The 19,651-nt window shown below is 38.5% G+C and carries 19 protein-coding genes; 8 read left to right on the plus strand and 11 right to left on the minus strand.

Translation table 11 applies throughout. From position 1 onward, the window contains the following. Positions 1-6 precede the first annotated feature (6 nt). The 3 genes from pdxA to lptD form a co-directional block, all read right to left on the minus strand. Entirely contained in the window at positions 7-996 is a 990-nt protein-coding gene (gene pdxA, locus Q0976_RS02875) for a 4-hydroxythreonine-4-phosphate dehydrogenase PdxA (protein ID WP_299490779.1), read from the minus strand. 5 nt (positions 997-1,001) lie between these two features. Then, entirely contained in the window at positions 1,002-2,309 is a 1,308-nt protein-coding gene (gene surA, locus Q0976_RS02880) for a peptidylprolyl isomerase SurA (RefSeq protein WP_299490781.1), read from the minus strand. A gap of 124 nt (positions 2,310-2,433) precedes the next feature. Next, a complete protein-coding gene (gene lptD / locus Q0976_RS02885; protein ID WP_299490783.1) occupies positions 2,434-4,773 on the minus strand; it encodes an LPS assembly protein LptD in 2,340 nt (779 codons plus the stop codon). A gap of 161 nt (positions 4,774-4,934) precedes the next feature. On the opposite strand from lptD, the gene Q0976_RS02890 reads away from it, so the two are divergent. From Q0976_RS02890 to Q0976_RS02905, 4 genes are all read left to right on the plus strand, one after another. After that, positions 4,935-5,945 (plus strand): phosphotransferase, encoded by a 1,011-nt coding sequence (locus Q0976_RS02890; protein WP_299490785.1) that lies wholly within the window; start codon positions 4,935-4,937, stop codon positions 5,943-5,945. Continuing rightward, the gene (murU, locus tag Q0976_RS02895) at positions 5,942-6,604 is read left to right on the plus strand and encodes an N-acetylmuramate alpha-1-phosphate uridylyltransferase MurU (protein WP_299490788.1); all 663 of its coding nucleotides are present in this window, start codon (positions 5,942-5,944) and stop codon (positions 6,602-6,604) included. The genes Q0976_RS02890 and murU overlap by 4 nt, the downstream gene beginning before the upstream one ends. A 61-nt stretch (positions 6,605-6,665) precedes the next feature. Next, positions 6,666-7,445 (plus strand): co-chaperone DjlA, encoded by a 780-nt coding sequence (djlA, locus tag Q0976_RS02900; protein WP_299490791.1) that lies wholly within the window; start codon positions 6,666-6,668, stop codon positions 7,443-7,445. Between the two features lie 22 nt (positions 7,446-7,467). Then, positions 7,468-8,424: a D-2-hydroxyacid dehydrogenase gene (locus tag Q0976_RS02905; protein ID WP_299490794.1), complete on the plus strand. Its 957-nt coding sequence runs from the start codon at positions 7,468-7,470 to the stop codon at positions 8,422-8,424. A 46-nt stretch (positions 8,425-8,470) separates the two neighbouring features. Here Q0976_RS02905 and preA read toward each other — a convergent pair whose 3' ends face one another. Next, on the minus strand, positions 8,471-9,745 hold the full coding sequence (preA, locus tag Q0976_RS02910) for an NAD-dependent dihydropyrimidine dehydrogenase subunit PreA (RefSeq protein ID WP_299490796.1): 1,275 nt from the start codon (positions 9,743-9,745) through the stop codon (positions 8,471-8,473). A gap of 11 nt (positions 9,746-9,756) precedes the next feature. Continuing rightward, positions 9,757-11,106: an NAD(P)-dependent oxidoreductase gene (locus Q0976_RS02915; RefSeq protein WP_299490799.1), complete on the minus strand. Its 1,350-nt coding sequence runs from the start codon at positions 11,104-11,106 to the stop codon at positions 9,757-9,759. A 661-nt stretch (positions 11,107-11,767) separates the two neighbouring features. On the opposite strand from Q0976_RS02915, the gene Q0976_RS02920 reads away from it, so the two are divergent. Beyond that, positions 11,768-12,037 carry a DUF1289 domain-containing protein gene (locus tag Q0976_RS02920; protein WP_299490801.1) on the plus strand — a complete coding sequence of 90 codons (270 nt, stop codon included), beginning with the start codon at positions 11,768-11,770 and terminating at the stop codon, positions 12,035-12,037. 265 nt (positions 12,038-12,302) lie between these two features. Here Q0976_RS02920 and Q0976_RS02925 read toward each other — a convergent pair whose 3' ends face one another. The 4 genes from Q0976_RS02925 to Q0976_RS02940 form a co-directional block, all read right to left on the minus strand. Next, positions 12,303-13,562, minus strand: a complete 1,260-nt coding sequence (locus tag Q0976_RS02925) for an ATP-binding protein (RefSeq protein ID WP_299490804.1) — start codon at positions 13,560-13,562, stop codon at positions 12,303-12,305. Between the two features lie 15 nt (positions 13,563-13,577). After that, positions 13,578-14,291, minus strand: coding sequence for a response regulator (locus Q0976_RS02930; RefSeq protein WP_299490806.1), 714 nt, complete (start codon positions 14,289-14,291; stop codon positions 13,578-13,580). Continuing rightward, complete coding sequence (locus Q0976_RS02935; RefSeq protein ID WP_299491074.1) at positions 14,291-14,650, minus strand: DUF3019 domain-containing protein; 360 nt, start codon at positions 14,648-14,650, stop codon at positions 14,291-14,293. Before Q0976_RS02935 ends, Q0976_RS02930 begins: the two co-directional genes overlap by 1 nt. Before the next feature lie 876 nt (positions 14,651-15,526). Beyond that, positions 15,527-16,006 carry a YcxB family protein gene (locus Q0976_RS02940; protein WP_299490808.1) on the minus strand — a complete coding sequence of 160 codons (480 nt, stop codon included), beginning with the start codon at positions 16,004-16,006 and terminating at the stop codon, positions 15,527-15,529. A gap of 136 nt (positions 16,007-16,142) precedes the next feature. Here Q0976_RS02940 and Q0976_RS02945 point away from each other — a divergent pair, with 136 nt between their 5' ends. Beyond that, a complete protein-coding gene (locus Q0976_RS02945; protein ID WP_299490809.1) occupies positions 16,143-16,889 on the plus strand; it encodes an SDR family oxidoreductase in 747 nt (248 codons plus the stop codon). A gap of 113 nt (positions 16,890-17,002) precedes the next feature. Here Q0976_RS02945 and Q0976_RS02950 read toward each other — a convergent pair whose 3' ends face one another. Then, the gene (locus tag Q0976_RS02950) at positions 17,003-17,422 is read right to left on the minus strand and encodes a VOC family protein (RefSeq protein ID WP_299491077.1); all 420 of its coding nucleotides are present in this window, start codon (positions 17,420-17,422) and stop codon (positions 17,003-17,005) included. Between the two features lie 39 nt (positions 17,423-17,461). Then, entirely contained in the window at positions 17,462-18,070 is a 609-nt protein-coding gene (locus Q0976_RS02955) for an NAD(P)H-dependent oxidoreductase (RefSeq protein WP_299490811.1), read from the minus strand. Positions 18,071-18,236: 166 nt separating this feature from the next. Here Q0976_RS02955 and Q0976_RS02960 point away from each other — a divergent pair, with 166 nt between their 5' ends. After that, the gene (locus Q0976_RS02960; protein WP_299490813.1) at positions 18,237-18,857 is read left to right on the plus strand and encodes a metalloregulator ArsR/SmtB family transcription factor; all 621 of its coding nucleotides are present in this window, start codon (positions 18,237-18,239) and stop codon (positions 18,855-18,857) included. Positions 18,858-18,902: 45 nt separating this feature from the next. After that, on the plus strand, positions 18,903-19,631 hold the full coding sequence (locus Q0976_RS02965; protein WP_299490814.1) for a 16S rRNA pseudouridine(516) synthase: 729 nt from the start codon (positions 18,903-18,905) through the stop codon (positions 19,629-19,631). Positions 19,632-19,651: the final 20 nt, after the last annotated feature.

Here is a 19,651-nt window from a genome sequence, read left to right on the forward strand (position 1 = left end):
ATTTTGCTATTTACTTGTCTTTGTGGCCAACTCTATGGCGGTGTTAAGGGCGCAGATAAAACTACCGGTATCGGCTTTTCCTGTTCCTGCAAGCTCAAGGGCGGTGCCGTGATCAACGGATGTTCGTATATATGGAAGGCCTAAAGTGATATTGACGGAGTTTCCAAATCCCATGGATTTTAGCACAGGTAAGCCTTGATCATGATACATGGCTAATACGACATCGGCATCATCAAGGTATTTGGCTTGAAATAAAGTATCAGCGGGCAATGGGCCTACAATATCGATGCCGTCACTTCTTAGCTCATTCAAAGCGGGAATAATTGTGTCTATTTCTTCTCTGCCTAAGTGTCCATCTTCCCCTGCATGAGGGTTAAGTCCACACACATAAATTCTAGGGCTGCTTAAGGCAAATTTTTTAATTAAGTCATGATGTAATATTTTTATTATTTGATGCAATCTATCCCGTGTAATCGCTTTAGCAACATAGGCTAATGGTATGTGTGTTGTTACTAAGGCGACATGCAAGCCAGGTGCAGAAAGCATCATGACCACATCTTGGCAGTTAGCTTGATGGGCAAAAAATTCAGTATGGCCGCTAAAAGGAATACCTGATTGGTTTATAATGCCTTTATGAACGGGGCCAGTGACGATGGCATCAAATTCACCACTCATGTTTTTCTCACCAGCGTAATTCAATGTGTCAATGACATAATGGCTATTTGCTTCGTTAAGTTCACCGCAAATGGAAGCTTCGTTTAGTGGAAAAGGCGATATGGTTAGCGTGCCTGCTTCTTGTGCTTTAGGGGCCTGCTTTGGCTGATAAGGTCGTAATTGGAGTGGTAAGCCAATTTTTTTAGCCCGATTGAGTAATAGTTCAGGATCGGCACACACAACTAGCTCAGCAGGCCAAGCCTGCTGAGCTAGTTGGATCACGAGTTCTGGTCCCACCCCAGCAGGTTCACCGGGGGTGATAGCAATTCGCTTAATGGTCAATATGATTAACCTCGATTATTTTTAGGTTCAAAGACTTCAATGTAAGCTTCTGCTCTCATTTCATCTAACCAGTTTTGTAACTCTTCGTTAAATTTACGACGGAAAATAAGTTGATGAGCTCGATTGGTATTAAACTGATCGGTAGCATCGGTTTTGCGCCGCTTTTCTAATTGAACAATATGCCAGCCATGACTCGAGCGGAAAGGCTCACTAATTTCGCCGACTTGTAAACTAGCAAGTTCTTGAGCAAAAGCGGGAACATAAATCTTAGGATCGGCCCAGCCTAATTCTCCTCCTTTTGCGCTTGAACCAGGATCTTCAGAATACTGTCTTGCAAGATCTTCAAACTTTGCTTTTCCAGAGCGTATTTCTTTGAGAAACTTCTCTAGCATCGCTTTGGCTCGTTCTTCAGATAAAATGGGTGATGGCTTGATCAAGATATGACGTGACTTAACCTCATCCAACTCTTTGGTTTCCATCCCTCTGACATCCATGACTTTAATGATATGGAAACCAGATTGGCTTTTAATGGGGCCTATGATATCACCTTTTTTAGCATCTTTGACGACTTCTGCAAATAAGGTGGGCATTTCATTGATGTTCATGTAATCCCATATTCCTCCTTCTAGGGCTTTAGGCCCCGATGAAGATGCTATCGCGGTGCGTTTAAAATCGGCGCCATCTTTGAGGCGTTTTAAAACAATTGATGCGCGTTTACTGGCTTCTTTTAACTGTTCACTGGTTGGATTATTGGGAACATCAATGAGAATATGGCCAATTTGGAATTCCACATTTTTGAGTCCTTGCTGCTTAATTAATTCAACCAGACCATTAATTTCTTGGGGAGAGACCTGTATTCGACGCTGCACTTGAATACGTTGAATTTCGCCTATAGTGATTTCTTGGCGAAGCTGTTCGCGATATTCAGCAAAAGGTGTTCCTTCACTTTCAAGCTGTTGTTTCATTTGCTCAACGGTTATTTTTTGATCTTTAGCGATATTGGAGATGGTTTGATCTAATTGAAGATCGCCAATATGTAATCCAATACGTTCGGCCATTTGCATTTGGAGGCGGGTGAGGATCAGCCTTTCAATGATTTGAGTACGTAAAGCTTGATCAGATGGAAGAGATTGATTGTTTCGTTTAGCATTCTCTTTAACAGTATGCATCATATCTGTGATTTCACTTTCTAAAATCACACCTTGATTGACTTGTACTGCGATTCTATCGAGTTGTTTTGGTGCTGCTATTACATGTTGACTTAGTAACATGAATGCAAAAAAAGTTAAAATTACTCGTTTACAAGTGTTCATCCACAAAAATCCTTGGCATTTGTTTATGTCATTTTCGATACATTATATCGTTGAAATGATCTTTTCTATCCAGTTTGGACTACGAGTTCATGTTGAGGTTCATTATGAACTCGTTTGATTTAGGTTAATTATTTAAATATATGGGGCTTCGATAATTAAATAATCCATCATTTAGCATACTTGCAGCATCTAATGAGCCGCCGCTAGAACTTCCTGAGGAGCTTGAGCTACTCGAGGTTGTAGAGCCACCTAACCCATTGATAATAAAGTTTACGTACACACCACTTTGGAAGTAAGCACTTGAGGTATCGTTGCTATATGAGGTTTTTATTCGATCATGATAAGTCACCCTAATGGCCCAACAACAGGTATCATATTGAAAGCCTGTGTAGGTTTCAACGCTTTGTTTTTCACTTAAGTCATAATACCAATTACCCACAAGTGATATATTGTCTGTAATGGGCCATGATCCTCGAAAGCCGGTTTGAGATATGTCAGAGGTGACTCCCGTATTTGTGTTAACAAGATCGGGCACATATCGATAACTGACCTGTAATAATTTATTTGGGGCTGGACGATAATCTAATGATACTTCGTTTTTTGTATTTGAATTATCTTGGGTATTGTACTGAACTGAGCCACTAATAAACCAATCATTATAAAGTTGAGCAGACAGATCTGATGCTAATGTAGAACTGGTTGTCGCTGTATTAGTTGTATTACTGTACTCTGAAATAACACGACTATCTTGAAAATAAATGATTTGTCCCAGACTAAATTTAAAGATCTCTCTGTTTTGGGTATTAAAGAGCTTAGTGGTGATACCGACGGTCATTTGATTTGCATCGGCAATTCTATCTAAGCCTGAGTAGCGTTTATCTCTAAATAATCCATAATAATCGTTTTGCAGTTCCGCTGTATCATAAATTCCAATATCGGATTGATCTTGATAGCCAATATAGAGATATTGGAATTGTGGAGTCAGTGTTTGCCTGTAATTTTGATTAAAATAATTTGTATAGCGTTCAAAATTAATCTGACCAGAAATACGTGCTTCAGGCAAGGTTCGACTGACACTGTCAGAAAGGCCTGAGTTTGTATTATCCTGTTGTGAATAGTTCGTTTGTAGGAGCTTAAGCTCTGTTGTTAACGAACCTGCTGGTCCTTGAATGGGATAAGCTAGACTCGGCTCTAAATGTACACGGGTTGCAGAAGAATAATTCCCTGAATTTTGGTCTTTAAATTGAGAGGCTTCACTGAATAAATCAAAATCTACCCCTTTAATGACATCAGGGGCTCGATAATTATAATCGAGTTGAGGCATGACTTGATAAGGCTGGTCACTTTCACCTAACACTTTAATATCTTGAACTTTTGTGGTTAAATCCCAGTTCTCTTCTAGGTAACTGGCTTCACCAACCCGAATGAGTTGGTTATTGCTAGCCGTACTGATGTTAGAACTTAGATCGTTAAAGTAGTTATCATCAGAGACATCGGTATAGTTGGCCATGACTCGCCAATTTTGACCTATACTGCCCTGTTGTTGCCAATGATAAAGGTAGCGATCTGAATTATAGTTTTTATATTGATCGTTTCCTAAATATTCTAAGTTTATTTGGCCTGATTGTGGTGAGCTGTCACTGCCAGCGAGGTAGCGAAATTCACTTTTGGTATATAGTCCACGACTTGACATATAGTTCGGGGTCAGCGTTAAATCATATTCAGGGGCAATATTCCAATAATAGGGAACGGTAAATTCTAGACCATTTCGTGTACTTGAACTAAAAGAGGGAAATAGAAATCCAGATTTTCGTTTATTTGATACGGGAATGGTCATATAAGGCAAATAAAATACGGGAATGTCGGCAACTCTTAATTTAGCTCCCCAAATTTCTCCCCATTCCTCTGTACTATCAATCTTAATTTTATTGGCCTCAAGTACCCAATCAGGTTGAGGATCTGGACAAGTGGTTATGGTTGCTTGTGATAGTATTAAATTGTTTTCTTTGGTAATTTCCAGTGTTCCAGCGGTACCATGTGCTTGTTGGCCTTTGAGCCAATAACTTGTGCCTTGAAGTGTTGCTGTATTGCTTCTCATCTGAGCAACTAATGAATCAGCTGTCACGATAAAACTGCTATCTGAAAAGACTAAGTCGCCATTTGCTGATAGACTTTGTTGTTGCTGATCGACAATCGCTTCATTGGCAGCAATGCTTCGCGAACCTTGAATAAATGAAACATTGCCATTAAAAATGGCTTTTTGTCCGAGTTGTGCTTGAGAGTCATTGGAGGTAATAGTGACTTCTGATGGATCTTGGATAGCTGAAGAAGGTGACGTTGGAATTTGACGCGGCAGATTAGGCTCGATAATACATACCGAACTGGAAGAAGGCACTGCTGCCGAATTATCAGCTAAAACGAGTGTTGGAAATAGGCTCATGGCCAGAAAATAACGGATCTGCATCTTAAGTTAGTTACTTGCTTTTTATCAAACCGGTTAAAAGAGGGTAAAGATACCGTTCTTCTCGAGGCAACTTTACTAAATAATTTATGTCTATTTTTCTAGCAATTTCATTTTTTTCGTTATAATAAAGCAATTTTTATTCAAGAGCCATGAGGCATCCTTTGTCAGATCTTAGATTTATTCAACTTACCGCGTGGTTAAATGACCATTTTTCTATGGATTTGTCACCGATTCTTATTTCTGGTGATGCTAGTGTACGACGTTACTTTCGAGTGTTTATTAATCATGTCTCTTATATAGTAGTCGATTCACCACCCAAACAAATAGTTTTGCAACAATTTATTGATATTGCAAACATCTATGCTCAGAAGGGTATTAATGTACCAGAGGTGATAGCGAAAGACACGCAAAATGGATTTTTGTTGCTCACTGATTTGGGGGATATTTCATTATTTTCCATATTGAAGAGTGATAATGTTGAATATTATTATAAAACTGCACTGAAAGTACTTAGCCATATTACAAAAGTAAAGACCACAGAGCAGGGAGATTTACCGCTATATGATAGAGCATTTATTCAGCAAGAACTTGATATATTTACAGAGTGGTTGTTAAGGTGCCATCTTTCTATCGTACTTAATGATGAACAGCATCAAATGCTATTAGTGACTTTTGAATATTTGATAAAGAATGCACTTGAGCAGCCTCATGTGGGTATGCATAGAGATTATCATTGCCGAAATATTATGGTGAAAAATAATCAATTGCATGTTATCGATTTTCAAGATGCGGTTATTGGCCCCATTACTTATGATGTCGTTTCTTTGCTTAGAGATTGCTATATACGCTGGCCTGATAATGTGGTTGAGCACTTGATGAATGACCATTATCAACAAAGTCATGAGTGCGGTAATATTTCAAATACTGTCTCGCTAGCGCAATATCGTCGATGGTTTGATTTAATGGGAATGCAGCGGCATATCAAAGCAGTAGGAATTTTTGCTCGATTGCACCATAGAGATAAAAAGTCTGCTTATTTAGCTGATATTCCGTTAACATTAGGTTATATCCGTGATATAGCACTGTCTTATCCAGAGTTAGCCGCTTTTGGTTCTTGGGTAGATTTGGCACTTATTCCTCATTTTATGGATACAGTTGAGACGGTGATATGAAGGCAATGATATTGGCTGCTGGCAGAGGTGAGAGATTACGCCCTTTAACTGATAGTATACCTAAACCCTTGGTGAAAATTAATAAAAAACCTTTAATTCAATATCATATAGAAAACCTTGCTCGCATTGGTGTACAGGATATTGTGATTAATATTGCCTGGTTAGGTGATAAAATTATTCAAACATTAGGATCTGGGGAACAATGGGGAGTCAGGTTGCATTACAGCCATGAAGATACGGCATTAGAAACTGGAGGGGGGATTAAGTATGCACTGCCTTTATTGGGTGATGATCCTTTTTTGGTGATTAATGGTGATATTTTTATTGATAAGTTGCCTTGTATTCCAGTGCTAGAAAAAAATCAGTTAGCTTATATTTGGTTAGTTGATAATCCTGAGCATAATGTAAAAGGTGATTTTTGTCTTTTTCATAATATGGTGAGCGGCGCAGAGAACAATAAGCTTACTTTTGCTGGGATAGGTTTGTATTGTCCCTCATTATTTTTACAGTGTGAGCGCGTGCGATTTCCTCTGGGCCCCTTGTTGAAAGCGAATATGGAACAAGGTGCCATTTTTGGTGAGCATATGAAAACATATTGGTGTGATGTGGGCACAATTGAGAGATTAAATCGTTTAGAAAAGAAGTTGATTGATAAATAAGTATAGTTTCATAGTATTAATATTTTTGATGAGTTATTTCTATATTTCAAAAGGCAATTAGATGCGGATTTTTGGTAAGGTTTTTGGTTTCATTATTGGTTTTATGCTGGGTCGTATCGTTGGAGGCTTGTTAGGCTTGTGGTTAGGTCATATTTATGATCGTAGTCAAGGTGGAGGTTCCTTGTTTGCTAATGCTGCAAATCGGCAACGACTCTTTTTCAATACGACCTTTTCTGTGATGGGGCATGTTGCTAAAGCGTCTGGTCAAGTGACTCAAAATGATATTCGTATCGCCACAGCACTCATGGATCAAATGCAATTACAGGGGGAAGCAAGAAAAGAAGCTCAAGAGGCGTTTCGTCAAGGGAAGGCAGATGATTTTGATGTAAAGGAGAAGCTAAAAACATTCAGAATGATTGCCATGGGGCGGCGTGAATTGGTGCAAATGTTTTTGGAAATTCAAATCCAAACCGCTTTATCGGATGCTCAATTAGAGCCAAGTGAGCATGCTGTATTACTTGTGATAGCACAAGAGCTAGGTTGTTCTCAGGCTCAACTGGATGCATTATTGGCCCGATGGCAGGCTGAATTTAAGTTTCATCAAAGTGGCGGAAGCACCAATAAAACAACAATAGAAGACGCATATTCTATTCTTGGTGTCTCTAAGGACACCTCTAATCAAGATATTAAACGTGCTTATCGAAAACTGATGAATGAGCATCATCCTGATAAACTGGTGGCGAAGGGGTTACCACCTGAGATGATGGAATTAGCTAAGAAAAAAGCGCAAGATATTCAAACTGCTTATGATAAAGTGAAAAGTGAACGCGCAATGCGATAGCATTTTAATTAATGGTGCTTTGATGAAAATTGTAATTTTAGATGCTTTTACATTAAACCGAGGTGACTTGAGCTGGCAGGGATTATCAGCCCTTGGTGAATTAATGTGTTATGACAGAACAGCAAGTCATGACGTCATTTCAAGGGCCAAAGATGCAGATGTAATTTTAACCAATAAAGTTGCTTTAAGTGCCGAAATACTCTGTGAATTACCCCAATTACGTTATATTGGTGTCTTAGCCACGGGAGTGAATATTATTGACTTAGATGTTGCAGCTTCAAAGGGCATTGTTGTGACAAATGCACCTAATTATGCATCTGATTCCGTCGCCCAAGCGGTCTTTGCACATATATTACATTTCACTCAACAAGTTGCTGAGCATAGTCAAGCGGTTAAAGCTGGAGAGTGGTTACAACGTAGTGATTTTTCCTTCAGTTTATCACCACTGCATTCGTTGAAGAATAAAGTGCTTGGACTTGTTGGTTTTGGCCATATTGCTCAAAAAGTGGCTAAGATAGGGCTTGCATTTGATATGCAGGTAAGAGTTTACTCACGGACAAAAATGACCGATTTGCCCCATGGTATTATTTGGCAGAGTTTGGATGAGGTGTTAGCGCATGCTGATTACTTGTCACTGCATTGTCCTTTAACGTCAGACACACATAGACTGATTGATGATATCGCTTTGGCTAAAATGAAACCCACTGCGGTATTAATTAATACTGCACGGGGCGAGCTTATCGACGAAATGGCTTTATTTGCTGCATTAAGTCATGGACAATTGGCTTTTGCTGGGCTGGACGTATTATCGACAGAACCCCCAGCAAACAATCACCCTTTTTTAAAACTGAAAAATATCTCTCTTTCTCCTCATAATGCTTGGGCAACAATCGAAGCGCGTCAGAAGTTAATGGATATTGTGGTAAAAAATTTAACATCCTATCTTGCAGGAAAAGAATTGCATAACCGAGTGGCATAAAGACATGTTTCCCCCTCTTTAAAAGTAAAAGAGAGGGGGAAAGGTGTTAGTCGATTTTGTCTCGTAATGGATTACGGGGATCTTGAGTCCAGTTAAGGTATGGCTTTCCTGTATCGACATCTATCATTGAAATGGCTTGTGGTTCAGGGCAAGTGACTTGGCATAAATTACAGCCTACACATTCTTCTTCTATGATAGAATATTGTTTCATGCCTGCGTGTTCAGTGATGGCAATTGATTGATGTGACGTATCTTCACAGGCAGCGTAGCAACGACCACATTGAATACAGTGATCCTGATTGATTAAGGCAATACGTTTATAATTCATATTTAAGTATTTCCAATCTATGGTATTAGCGATTGCAGCACCACTGAAATCGTTAATATTGACGTAACCTTTTTTGTCCATCCAATCACTGAGTCCAGTGCACATTTCTTTGATAATTTTAAACCCAAATAACATTGCTGCGGTGCAAACTTGAACATTCATAGCCCCTAAAGAAATAAATTCGGCAGCGTCACGCCAGTTGGATATGCCCCCAATGCCAGAGATTGGTATGTTTGTTGTGGTAGGATGACGGGCTATTTCTGATACCATATTCAGTGCGATAGGTTTGACCGCTGGGCCACAATAACCGCCATGGGTACTTTTTCCATCGACACAAGGCTCTGGTGACATTTTATCGAGATCCACTGAAGTGATAGAGTTAATGGTGTTGATTAGGCTTACTGCATCGGCGCCCCCTCTGATCGCGGCTTCTGCTGGAGCACGAATATCTGTGATGTTGGGGGTGAGTTTGACAATAACAGGCAGTGAGGAATGCTTTTTACACCAACGGGTGACCATTTCTATATATTCTGGTACTTGGCCCACAGCAGCTCCCATTCCTCGCTCAGGCATTCCATGGGGACAGCCAAAATTAAGTTCAATACCATCTGCACCCGTTGCCTCCACTTTTTTGAGGATACGTTTCCAAGGGGCTTCTTCACATGGCACCATTAAGGACACGATAATGACTCTATCTGGCCAGTCTTTTTTGACTTGTGTTATTTCATCTAGATTGACTTGCAATGGGCGATCTGTAATGAGTTCAATATTATTAAAACCAATTACTTGCCTGTTTTGTCCATAGTGAACACCATAACGGGAAGAGACATTGATGGCATTAGGATCTTCGCCTAATGTTTTCCATACTACTCCTCCCCAACCCGCTTCAAAAGCGCGGACAACATTATAGGCTTTATCGGTTGGAGGGGCTGAAGCTAACCAAAAAGGGTTAATGGATTTGATGCCGATAAACTCACATGCCAAGTTTGCCATAATTCTGCCTCTTATTTCTTGAGTTGTTTGTGGATAGCCGCCGCCGCCTGATTACCATGTGAGACGGCTTCAACGACAAGATCTAAGCCATTAATAGCATCTCCTCCAGCATACACATTATCTAATGAGGTTCTAAATTGGCGATTAACTTTGAGTCTTCCTCGTGTATCGAGTGCAGGAATGGGGTCGGTGTTGTGTGCCAATACAGATGAGTTTAATTTTTGCCCTATAGCTTTAAAAATAACATCGCAAGGTAATTCAATAATATTATCTGTAGTGATAAGTTGGCCTTCACTATTTTCTGTTGTTTGCTTGAATTGAATGTGCGTAGCACCTTGTTTATTTCCTAATATTTGGTGAGGCTGAGCATTAAAAACGAAGCGGATCCCATGAGTGAGGGCAAGTTCCTGTTCATATTGTGAAGCCCCCATATTTTGCTGATTTCGACGATAAACTATGCTGACTTCTTCAGCGCCCAGTTTTTTACTTTGTACAGCAATATCAATTGCTGTCATACCTGCACCAATAATGACAATGCGGCGACCAACAGGCAAATCTGTCATGTCGCCAGATTGTCTTAACTGGCTAATATAATCGATGGCATCTTCAACACCTTTTAGATTTTCTCCTGGAATATTGAGTGTATTTGTCGCGTTTAATCCAATGGCGATAAAGACGGCATCATGGTTATTACGTAATGAGGTTAAACTGATATCAGAACCGAGTGCCGTTTCATATTGTATGTCTATTCCTCCTATTTTTAATACAAAATCAATTTCCTTTTGGGCATAATCATCGACTAATTTGTATTGTGCTATGCCGTATTCATTTAGTCCCCCACTTTTTTTAGCCGCTTCGTAAATAGTAATTTTATGTCCGTTTTGAGCGAGCCTATGCGCGCAGGCTAGACCTGCAGGCCCAGCTCCAATAACGGCAATATGTTTCCCGGTTGTAGGTGAACGTTTAAAAGGATAGCCTTGAGAATGATCTAAGTGATCGATGGCATACCTTTGTAGTAATGCGATATCGACAGGTGCTTCTTCTTTGAGGTTTCTGACACAAGCTTGTTCGCATAAGGTCTCTGTTGGACAAACTTTAGCGCAGCTGCCGCCTAAAATATTAGCTGAAAGAATTTCCTTTGCTGCGCCGTGAGCATTGTTAGTGTTTATTTGTTTGATAAATAAGGGGATATCTATTTTAGTTGGACAAGCTTGTATACAGGGTGCATCATAGCAAAACAAGCAACGCTCACTAGCGACTAAGGCCTGTTTTATGCTTAGTGCGGGGTGAAGATCTGTAAAGTTATTTTTGATGTCTTGTGCTGTAAACCGTGAGGCTTGTATATCATGCTCTAGACTCATTACTTCTCCTTATTACTTTTGAGCTATTAGAAGAAAAGCGAATTTAGTTGGGATAGTTAATCAATCCTGATTGAATTTCGTTTTAGGTAAATCTATCTAAATCAAAGTATTAAAAGTTCTACTTGGCTTTCTAAGTCACTTTTAATATAAAAGTGTAATACTTACTTCATTCGAGCTTTTTCAATACCAGAATGAGGACTGCGTTTGTGGCGTCTGCTTTGCTTTATTACTGATTTATTTACGTATTTACTCCGATCATTTACATCCATGTAAAGATGACATCTTTTCGTTCTTAAATATTAGCTGGGTAAGGTAGAGTGACACTTGACCTTAAGCCGACGACTCCAAATTTAATGGAGAAAGTAGCGCGACATCTGGGATCAAAATCGAGAATTATTGTACTCATAAGCTTAGCCTCGCCTTAAGTTCCCCATAAATTGCTGCCGAAATCATCTTCAAAGATAAATAGCCGCTAAGAGAATGACTTGATTTTTTTACAATCTTTAACTGTAGGTTAGGACTATCACTTAGTCAAACAGTACAGGTTTATAATTATAATCTTTTGTTTTTAAATAGGTTGTATGTTTTTATATTAAAAGGTAATAGAGGGCTATTTTAAAATCATTTAACCTTTTATCATGATCTCAGTTATCTTTAATTTATGCAGCAGTTAGAGTTTTTTGAGATCCCAAGTCCTTGCATTAACGTGTGTCAAAGTGATGCTCGAGGCTATTGTTTGGGCTGCTTTCGAAGCCGAGATGAACGTTTTCATTGGCTGGAATATTCTGATGGTCAGAAGCAATTGGTACTGAGGTTATGTAAACAGAGGAAGCGGCGCAGGCAATTAGCTGTGTTAAAAGCGAAAAAGGCTAAGTCTATTGAACAGAGCAGTAAGCACAATGGTGAGCTCGATCTTTATTCCGAAGAATGAACAGATGATAAACCCGTGATACTTGAAGATGCATGTTTTCAGAGCCTGTAAAAGGACCTAATTCAAGGCGTATTATTGCAGAAATGCTTTTATGCCTTTTAAGATGCTGCAACTTCGATGCAGGTGATTTTACAGGCTCCCAAGGGGCTGGTTTAAAAGTCTTTTATACTGCGTTACTGAACATTAGCTTAGAATCACTAGGCACGCTGTTCAAAGCCTTGTCTATCAGGCTTTTAATTCCAGCTGAACCCTGCATCTTCAAGTATCACGGGTCTAAAGGTAAGTGTAAGCTAAATGTTGTTTTTCCTTGACTACTTTCTAGTGTTGCAGATCCTTGATGTTTATTCATGATACGTTTGACAATAGCAAGCCCAAGACCATAACCTCTAGGTCCGTATTGTTTTTGTTGCTGACTTCGATAGAAAGGCTCAAATATTTTTTCTTGTTCAGAGATTGCAATGCCTTCACCGTCATCAGTCACCGATATTTCAACGGCTTTGCTATCTTTATTGATTTCGACAATAACTGATTGATCACCAAATTTCTGTGCATTAGTAATTAAGTTCTGCAATGCTCGATCGATTAATATGGCATTAATGGTAACTTGTGTTTGTACTTCTAAAGGTATGAAAGTAATGATTTTTTTTTGGTGAGTTTGCAATCGTTTAATTGTTTTTTCCACTAATTGATTGATTTCTACTGGTTCCAGTTTTGGTTGTTGAAATTGAGGGTCTAAACTGGTGTAGCTTAGAAGCTCTTCTAATAATGCTTCTATTTCATCAATATCTTGATTTGTGTTTTCAACGAGTTGTTTTTGATTAGGGATATGAGGCTTGGCATATTGTAAGATAAGTGCGAGTGCAAATTTCAATCGAGAGAGTGGTGTACGGATCTCATGAGAGACGGCGTTCAATAAATGGGTTTGATTATCGATAAGGTGAGAAATATGATTCGCCATCTTGTTAAATATATTTGATAAATCATATATTTGAGAGTTTTTTGACGCTGTCACTCTTGTATTCCACTGAGCCATATTAAGTTGCTTTGCTGCTGTATTGAGTGTTTTTAAGTCTTTAAGTAAAGGCCACACACACAGAAAGCTGATAAGGACTATAGAGAGGTAAAAAAATAGGTTAAATAGACTGTTAAGTTTTGTACTGTGGTTTAATTTCAGAGGACCAATCATTAATGCTTGGTTGCCGACAGCAATGAAATACAGTTCACTATGGGGTTTTGGAGAAAGCGCGATTAGCGAATCACTTTTTAAATGATGTTTATTCGTCAAGGCAAGCTGTTCAATATTCATCAGTGATAATGGAAAATCAGAAAAATGCGTAATATTGTTTAAATATGACGCGCGATCACTTTCAGGTAATTGAGATAAAACTTGAGCTAATGCTATAAGTGGTGCTTTTTCAACAATATTTTCGTCAGTCTTATGTTGCCAAAAACTGTCTAATGTCCAGCCTATGCCAAGAAAGCTTAGGCTGAGCAGAAGGTAAAGGCTAATAAAAAGGCGTTTCAAACCATTAACCTAGAATTAATTGTTCCATGCTTCTGGAGCAAATAAATAACCTTGTCCCCAGACGGTCTTAATTCTGAAAGGTGTTTCAATATTATCGCCTAGTTTTTTTCTTAAACGGGATATTCTGACATCAATTTTTCTATCTTTTCCATCGAAGTCAATGTTGAGTAAGTATTGATATATATATTGCCTGCTTAACACTTGACCCGCTTGTGAGGCCAGTAGCCATAACAACTCAAATTCATGATTAGTGAGATCAATTTCTGTTTGACCTAGGCGTATAACCTGAGTGTGTGGATCAATGCTCAATTTACCAAAGCTTAAGCAGTGAGATTCAGTTTTTTGTGGTTGGAGCTTTCTTTTTAATAAATTATTGATCCGCGCCAATAATAGAGCTGGATCCACAGGCTTGACCACATAGTCATCAGCGCCCATTTCTAAGCCTTTAATTTGATCTTCATTAGAGGCAAGTGCACTCATGAGTAAGATGGGACCCGAAAAATAGTCTGGCAACTTTTCACATAAGGTTAAGCCATCCATGCCCGGCAGCATGATATCTAAAATGATGATATCTGGCTTATAATGGATGAGGCGCTTTAAGACTGTATCACCTCGCCTTTCTACCTCCACGTGCATGCCATGTGATTTTAAATAATCCACAATTAAGTTAGCAAGACGAATATCGTCTTCTACTAATAGAACTCTATGATTAGATTGGGGGAGGGCCATTAGAATAGACTCCATGCTTTGCGAAATGTTCGCCTTAAATGTGGTGTTGAAGCAGGAGTGACTGTTAACTTCACTTCTGCCAGTGTTTTATTTGTTTCTTTGTCTATCATTTTGAATAAAATATCTTTTTCTGTGTTGGCATTGAGTATTAATGACTTTATTTTAGGTGAGTCATTATGCCATTTCATGAGTTTATGATAGCTTGATAAAATACATATTGGTTTAAAAAAGTTAAGTAGCCATTTTAATTTGACCTGAAAATGACATAATAGTTGCTTTGAAAATGTCAGGTTAAATTTTGGAAATAGTTGCCATACTTGATAATTTTTGCTTTTGGCTGCGCAGACCTCTCCACACATTAGAAAATGAGTAGTCAAAGTGATGGGTATACATTTTATGATAGATCGTAGCACCAATTGTAAAACCTATTTCTAACTGTGTTTAAATAAAGCTGTCATGTCTTATTGCGACAGTTTTATATGTTCATTATTTTCAACACTAAGCTGTCATTCTTTTAGTTTAGCCTTTAATCGAAAATTGTCATTGATAGAAGAAAGCTGATCAAAAAGGGCTTAGGGTATATGTATGTCTCATGCTTACCGTGACAAATGCCTTGAAGAGGAATAATCTCACTATCACTTGATTACAATTTAATCTGGGTGGTCGGGTTTGATAAGCATATTGATTGGCCGCACCTTAATATCATTGTGTTTCGCACTGTATGACAGAAACACTAAAATGAGTACATTTTAAGTAAAATTTATAACTTGTTATTTAACTTGGTTATTTGTTTTATCACTCTTCAGTGAGAAAAAGAGGCTTGCTAAGGCCAATTGCTGACTTTGTTCCTTGTCATAAAATAAACCAAGAGCTATAGAATACCATTTATAAGGCATTTCAGTAGTATTTATGTGGGTTTTGATGCAAAGTGATACAGCTTGTTTGAAGTGCTTTTTATATAATTCATTTAATGTGGAAGACTTACATCTATAATGAAGATTTTTTTGAGTGGTTCCTTATTGTTGCTTTTTATTTATCCTTTAAATTAATTTAAGTTTTTATGTTACTTTCATAAAACAGTGAACCACTCAAAACGGCAATAACTATTTTACGTTTACTTGTCTAAACCTATTATTATTTGTTGTTCTTTTTAAATACAATTATATTTAAATATTCTGTAATCTGGCCGCTTTATATGATTTTAATGTTTACCTATCAATATGAATTTATTTGTATTATTCAATTTTTACTTTATTGTTTATGAATTCAATGATGGCCTCGTTGAGGTGTTTGTTTGAGAGATAGTGTCGTGTTTTATTATGAGAAATAACGAACCCTTTTTGTGTTTTTATGATTTGATTTATTTCATTCCAAAGAAGTGTTGTATTAACATAATACGAGTCAATTTTAATATGTTGCTCGTTAATTGTCAGTTGAATATTACTATTAGCAGATCTACTCATCATTTGTCGCATTAACCACCAAGATTTTTTAAATTTAATACTGAATGCTTCAAGTATACCTAGGGCAATCAAGAACCATGAAGCATATGAATTTAATTGTGTTAGTAACATTGAGATACCTATGATAACAAAGATAATTGATTTGTTGTAAATTCGTAGTGATGCGGGGGCTTTGGTAGACTCCTCATAACATTCAATATAATAGTTTCTATCCAATTTATATTGGCAGGTAAATTCAGCGAGAGGGGTCATATTCGACTCGTTATTCAGTTGAAATAAATAGTGTAACTAAGGTCAGAGAATAAACCAATTGTTTACCCTATATTGTTTACATTTTATTGAATAATCAGTAGCCTGCTTATTAACTAATCAGCACAGAGATGGATTTATGCGGCAGAATATTTTAATCACAGGAGCAAGTTCAGGCTTAGGGCGAGGGATGGCCATTGAATTTGCGAAAAAAGGACGAAATTTAGCCTTGTGTGCTAGACGGTTCGACAAACTTGAGGAATTACAAAAAAGCTTACTCAATTTGAATCCAAGTATCCAAGTTGTGATTAGACAACTTGATGTCAATGATCATAGTCAAGTATTTGATGTTTTCAATGAGTGCAATGAGGCATTATCAGGTATCGATCGTGTTATTATTAATGCTGGTATAGGTAAAGGTGTGACGATTGGAACGGGGTCTTTTCGCATTAATAAACAAACAGCGCAAACTAATTTTATTGCCGCATTGGCTCAAGCCGAAGCAGCAATGGAAATATTTAGAGAGCAAAATGCAGGTCATTTAGTGACAATTTCCTCATTTAGTGCGTTAAGAGGATTTAGGCGTGCATTGACAGTGTACGCCGCTACCAAGTCTGCATTAACATCTATGACTGAAGGGATCCGTATTGACTGTTTAGATACGCCAATTAATGTGACCTGTGTGCATCCAGGTTTTATTCGCAGTGAAATGAATGAAAAAGTGAAAAAAGTTCCTTTTATTGTTGATACAGAAACCGGATGCCGAGCGATAGTTAAAGGTATTGAAGCTGAAAAAGCAACTTGTTATGCTCCCAATTGGCCTTGGGCGTGGGGGCATTGGTTAGTGCGGATTGTTCCAGCTAAGTATCTGAAATATATTAGCTGATTACCTAACCCTAAAGGTAAAAAGCCAAGCGAATTTTATTGGTTTTTTAGTGTGATACTCAAATCGATCAGATCCAGTAGTCGATTTGAGTATCAAACTGCTTTTTCATTTATTCAATCATATAAGTTGCGTTCACTGGGCACATCACTTTTATATTGCACAAATTCCACTTCATAACCATCAGGATCGATGTAATAAACGTTTTCTCTATGAGGGCTGTCAGCACCCTCTTTATCGATGTCGTAACCAATGGCTTTTAATCGCTTGATAATGCCTTGGAGATCATGGGTGACAAAAGCGAAGTGCGCGAGGCCCACTTGGTGTCCGCTTAGATTGCGATTTTCTCCTTCTCCGTTATCATTCAGGCTGAGATATTGATAGTTATCACCAAAGTGAACCCAGTTTCTCGGTTTGCCATACCAAGTGCCTTCATCGCCTCCGCGTATACGCCAGTGAGGGAAAATGGTTTGATAAAAATTCAGTGACTTAGCAATATCTTTAACGACGAGATTAATATGTTCGAGTTGGATCATCATTTTTTCCTTAAAATTGATAAATATGACATGGGTAAATTACATACCGTAAACATACTCTTGTTGTTTCGGGTAAGGTGTGGATGCATGTCGTTGGCGTATTGGTCGCAGTGCTTTGGCATATTGATGTAGCATATGCACACTGTAATTGACTCTTTCTCTTAAATCGTACTCTCTGTCACTTTCAGCCGTCGCGGTATTTAAGACGTCAGTGACATTTCTAATGATCAGGTGGTCTGGGGTGGCAACCAGTTTGTTATTTTTTAATGCATTCATGCGCAATTCTGCAATCGGGTACGCACCACTTATTCCACTCACGACCGACACCAATAAAGCCGGTTTATGCGCTGTCTCTTGATTTTCACACATGAGAAGAAAGTTTTTCAGTAATGGGGACGCCATTCCGCCCCACTCTGGGGTAATTAAAACAAGGGCATCAGCTTGTTTCACCTGCTGGCTAATAAAGGGCCAAACACTGCCATTGGCTGATTTTGTTTGGCTGTCGCCATCCCAAAAAGGGAGTGAGTAGCGACACAGTTCTAAGTGATTGGCTTCATCAAATAATGTATTGGTATCGAGTAAGTATTGCGCCACTTTAGCACTTTGTGAGCCTTCCCTTTGGCTGCTGCTGACAATGAGTAATTTCATTTTCTGTTATCCTTTTTTGCTCTCTTATTAAATAAAGTAAATGCTTTACTTAATAAAGTAAAGAAAAAAGTTTACTTAATTGTCATATGAGTAATAATAGTGGACGAGCAACATGATTTCAGTATTGATGGATAATCATAGCCATGAGTCATAAAGGAGGGCGGAAGTGAAAACCAGTGAGAAAATAGTACAAATGCTTAAAACGCGAGGACCATTGACCGCGAAGGTGTTAGCTGAAGAATTAGTGCTAACGACCATGGGTGTTCGTCAGCACTTACAAGGACTTGAAGACAGTGGTGATGTGGTTTTTGAAGATAAGAAAGCCGTAAGAGGGCGGCCTACTCGCTTTTGGTCACTCACCACGCAAAGTAACAGTCATTTTACGGATCGCCATCCTGAATTGACGGTACAATTGATTGATTCTGTAAAAACAATCTTTGGTGAGCAAGGGTTAGAGCAATTGATTGATCACAGGGAGTCGACGTCATTAGATTTATATTTAGAAGCGATGGGAAATAAAACCAGCCTCATTGATAAATTAGAGGTGCTTAAGCAGTTGAGGACTGATGAAGGTTACATGGCCAGCATCGAGCAAGAAGGGGATTTTTATTGGTTATTGGAAAATCATTGTCCTATTTGTGCGGCAGCGAGTCAGTGTTTAAATTTTTGTCGCTCTGAATTACAGCTTTTTCAACGTTTATTTGAAGCTTGTGCAACGGTGAGCCGTGAAGAGCATATTATTGAAGGCGCAAGGCGCTGTGCTTATAAAGTCGTACCGATAAAATAGTGTTTATACAAAGCAGTGTCGATATGTTGCTTGAATGAGGGTTTCATGCAGTCAAAACGAGGTCGGTTAGATCGATTTATCATTAAAAATTTGCAAGTCAGTGCTAGGCAAGTACAGCTCATGCTGGCTAAAAATCAAATCTGGGTTGATGGTCATTTAGCTAAAGATAGGGGCTTGCTTATTGATGAATTCTCCCAGATTTGTGTAAATGGGGACACCCTGCAGCAGAATCAACCTACTTATATTATGTTACACAAACCGATTGGGGTGGTGAGTGCGACAAAGGACAAGCAGCATAAAACCGTGATTGATTGTTTAGCGACATCTGGATTGACTGTAAGTGAGACTAATATCGATACATTGCACATTGTGGGCAGACTCGATCTCAATACTTCTGGGTTGTTATTGCTAACCAATGATGGCCGCTGGTCTAGTGCTTTGATGTCACCGAATAAAAAAGTCAAAAAGGTGTATTGGGTCACCCTTAAAAATCCATTAACTAATGAATATATATCAGCCTTTAAAAAGGGGATGTATTTTTCCTATGAAGATATTACTACGTTACCTGCTGAACTTGAGATCCTCAGTGAATATGTGGCTCAAGTGACGTTAATGGAAGGGCGTTATCATCAAATTAAGCGTATGTTTGGCCGCTTTAGAAATCCTGTATTGGCTTTACATCGAGTGTCTGTTGGGCATATTGTGCTGGATAATCATTTAGCTGTGGGGCAGGCTCGTGGGCTAACCTTGGATGAAATCGCGCTTAAAGCGTAAAAGCGAATACCGAGTCAATA

It is taken from the genome of uncultured Shewanella sp. (assembly GCF_947501665.1).
Taxonomy (GTDB): Bacteria; Pseudomonadota; Gammaproteobacteria; order Enterobacterales; family Shewanellaceae; genus Shewanella.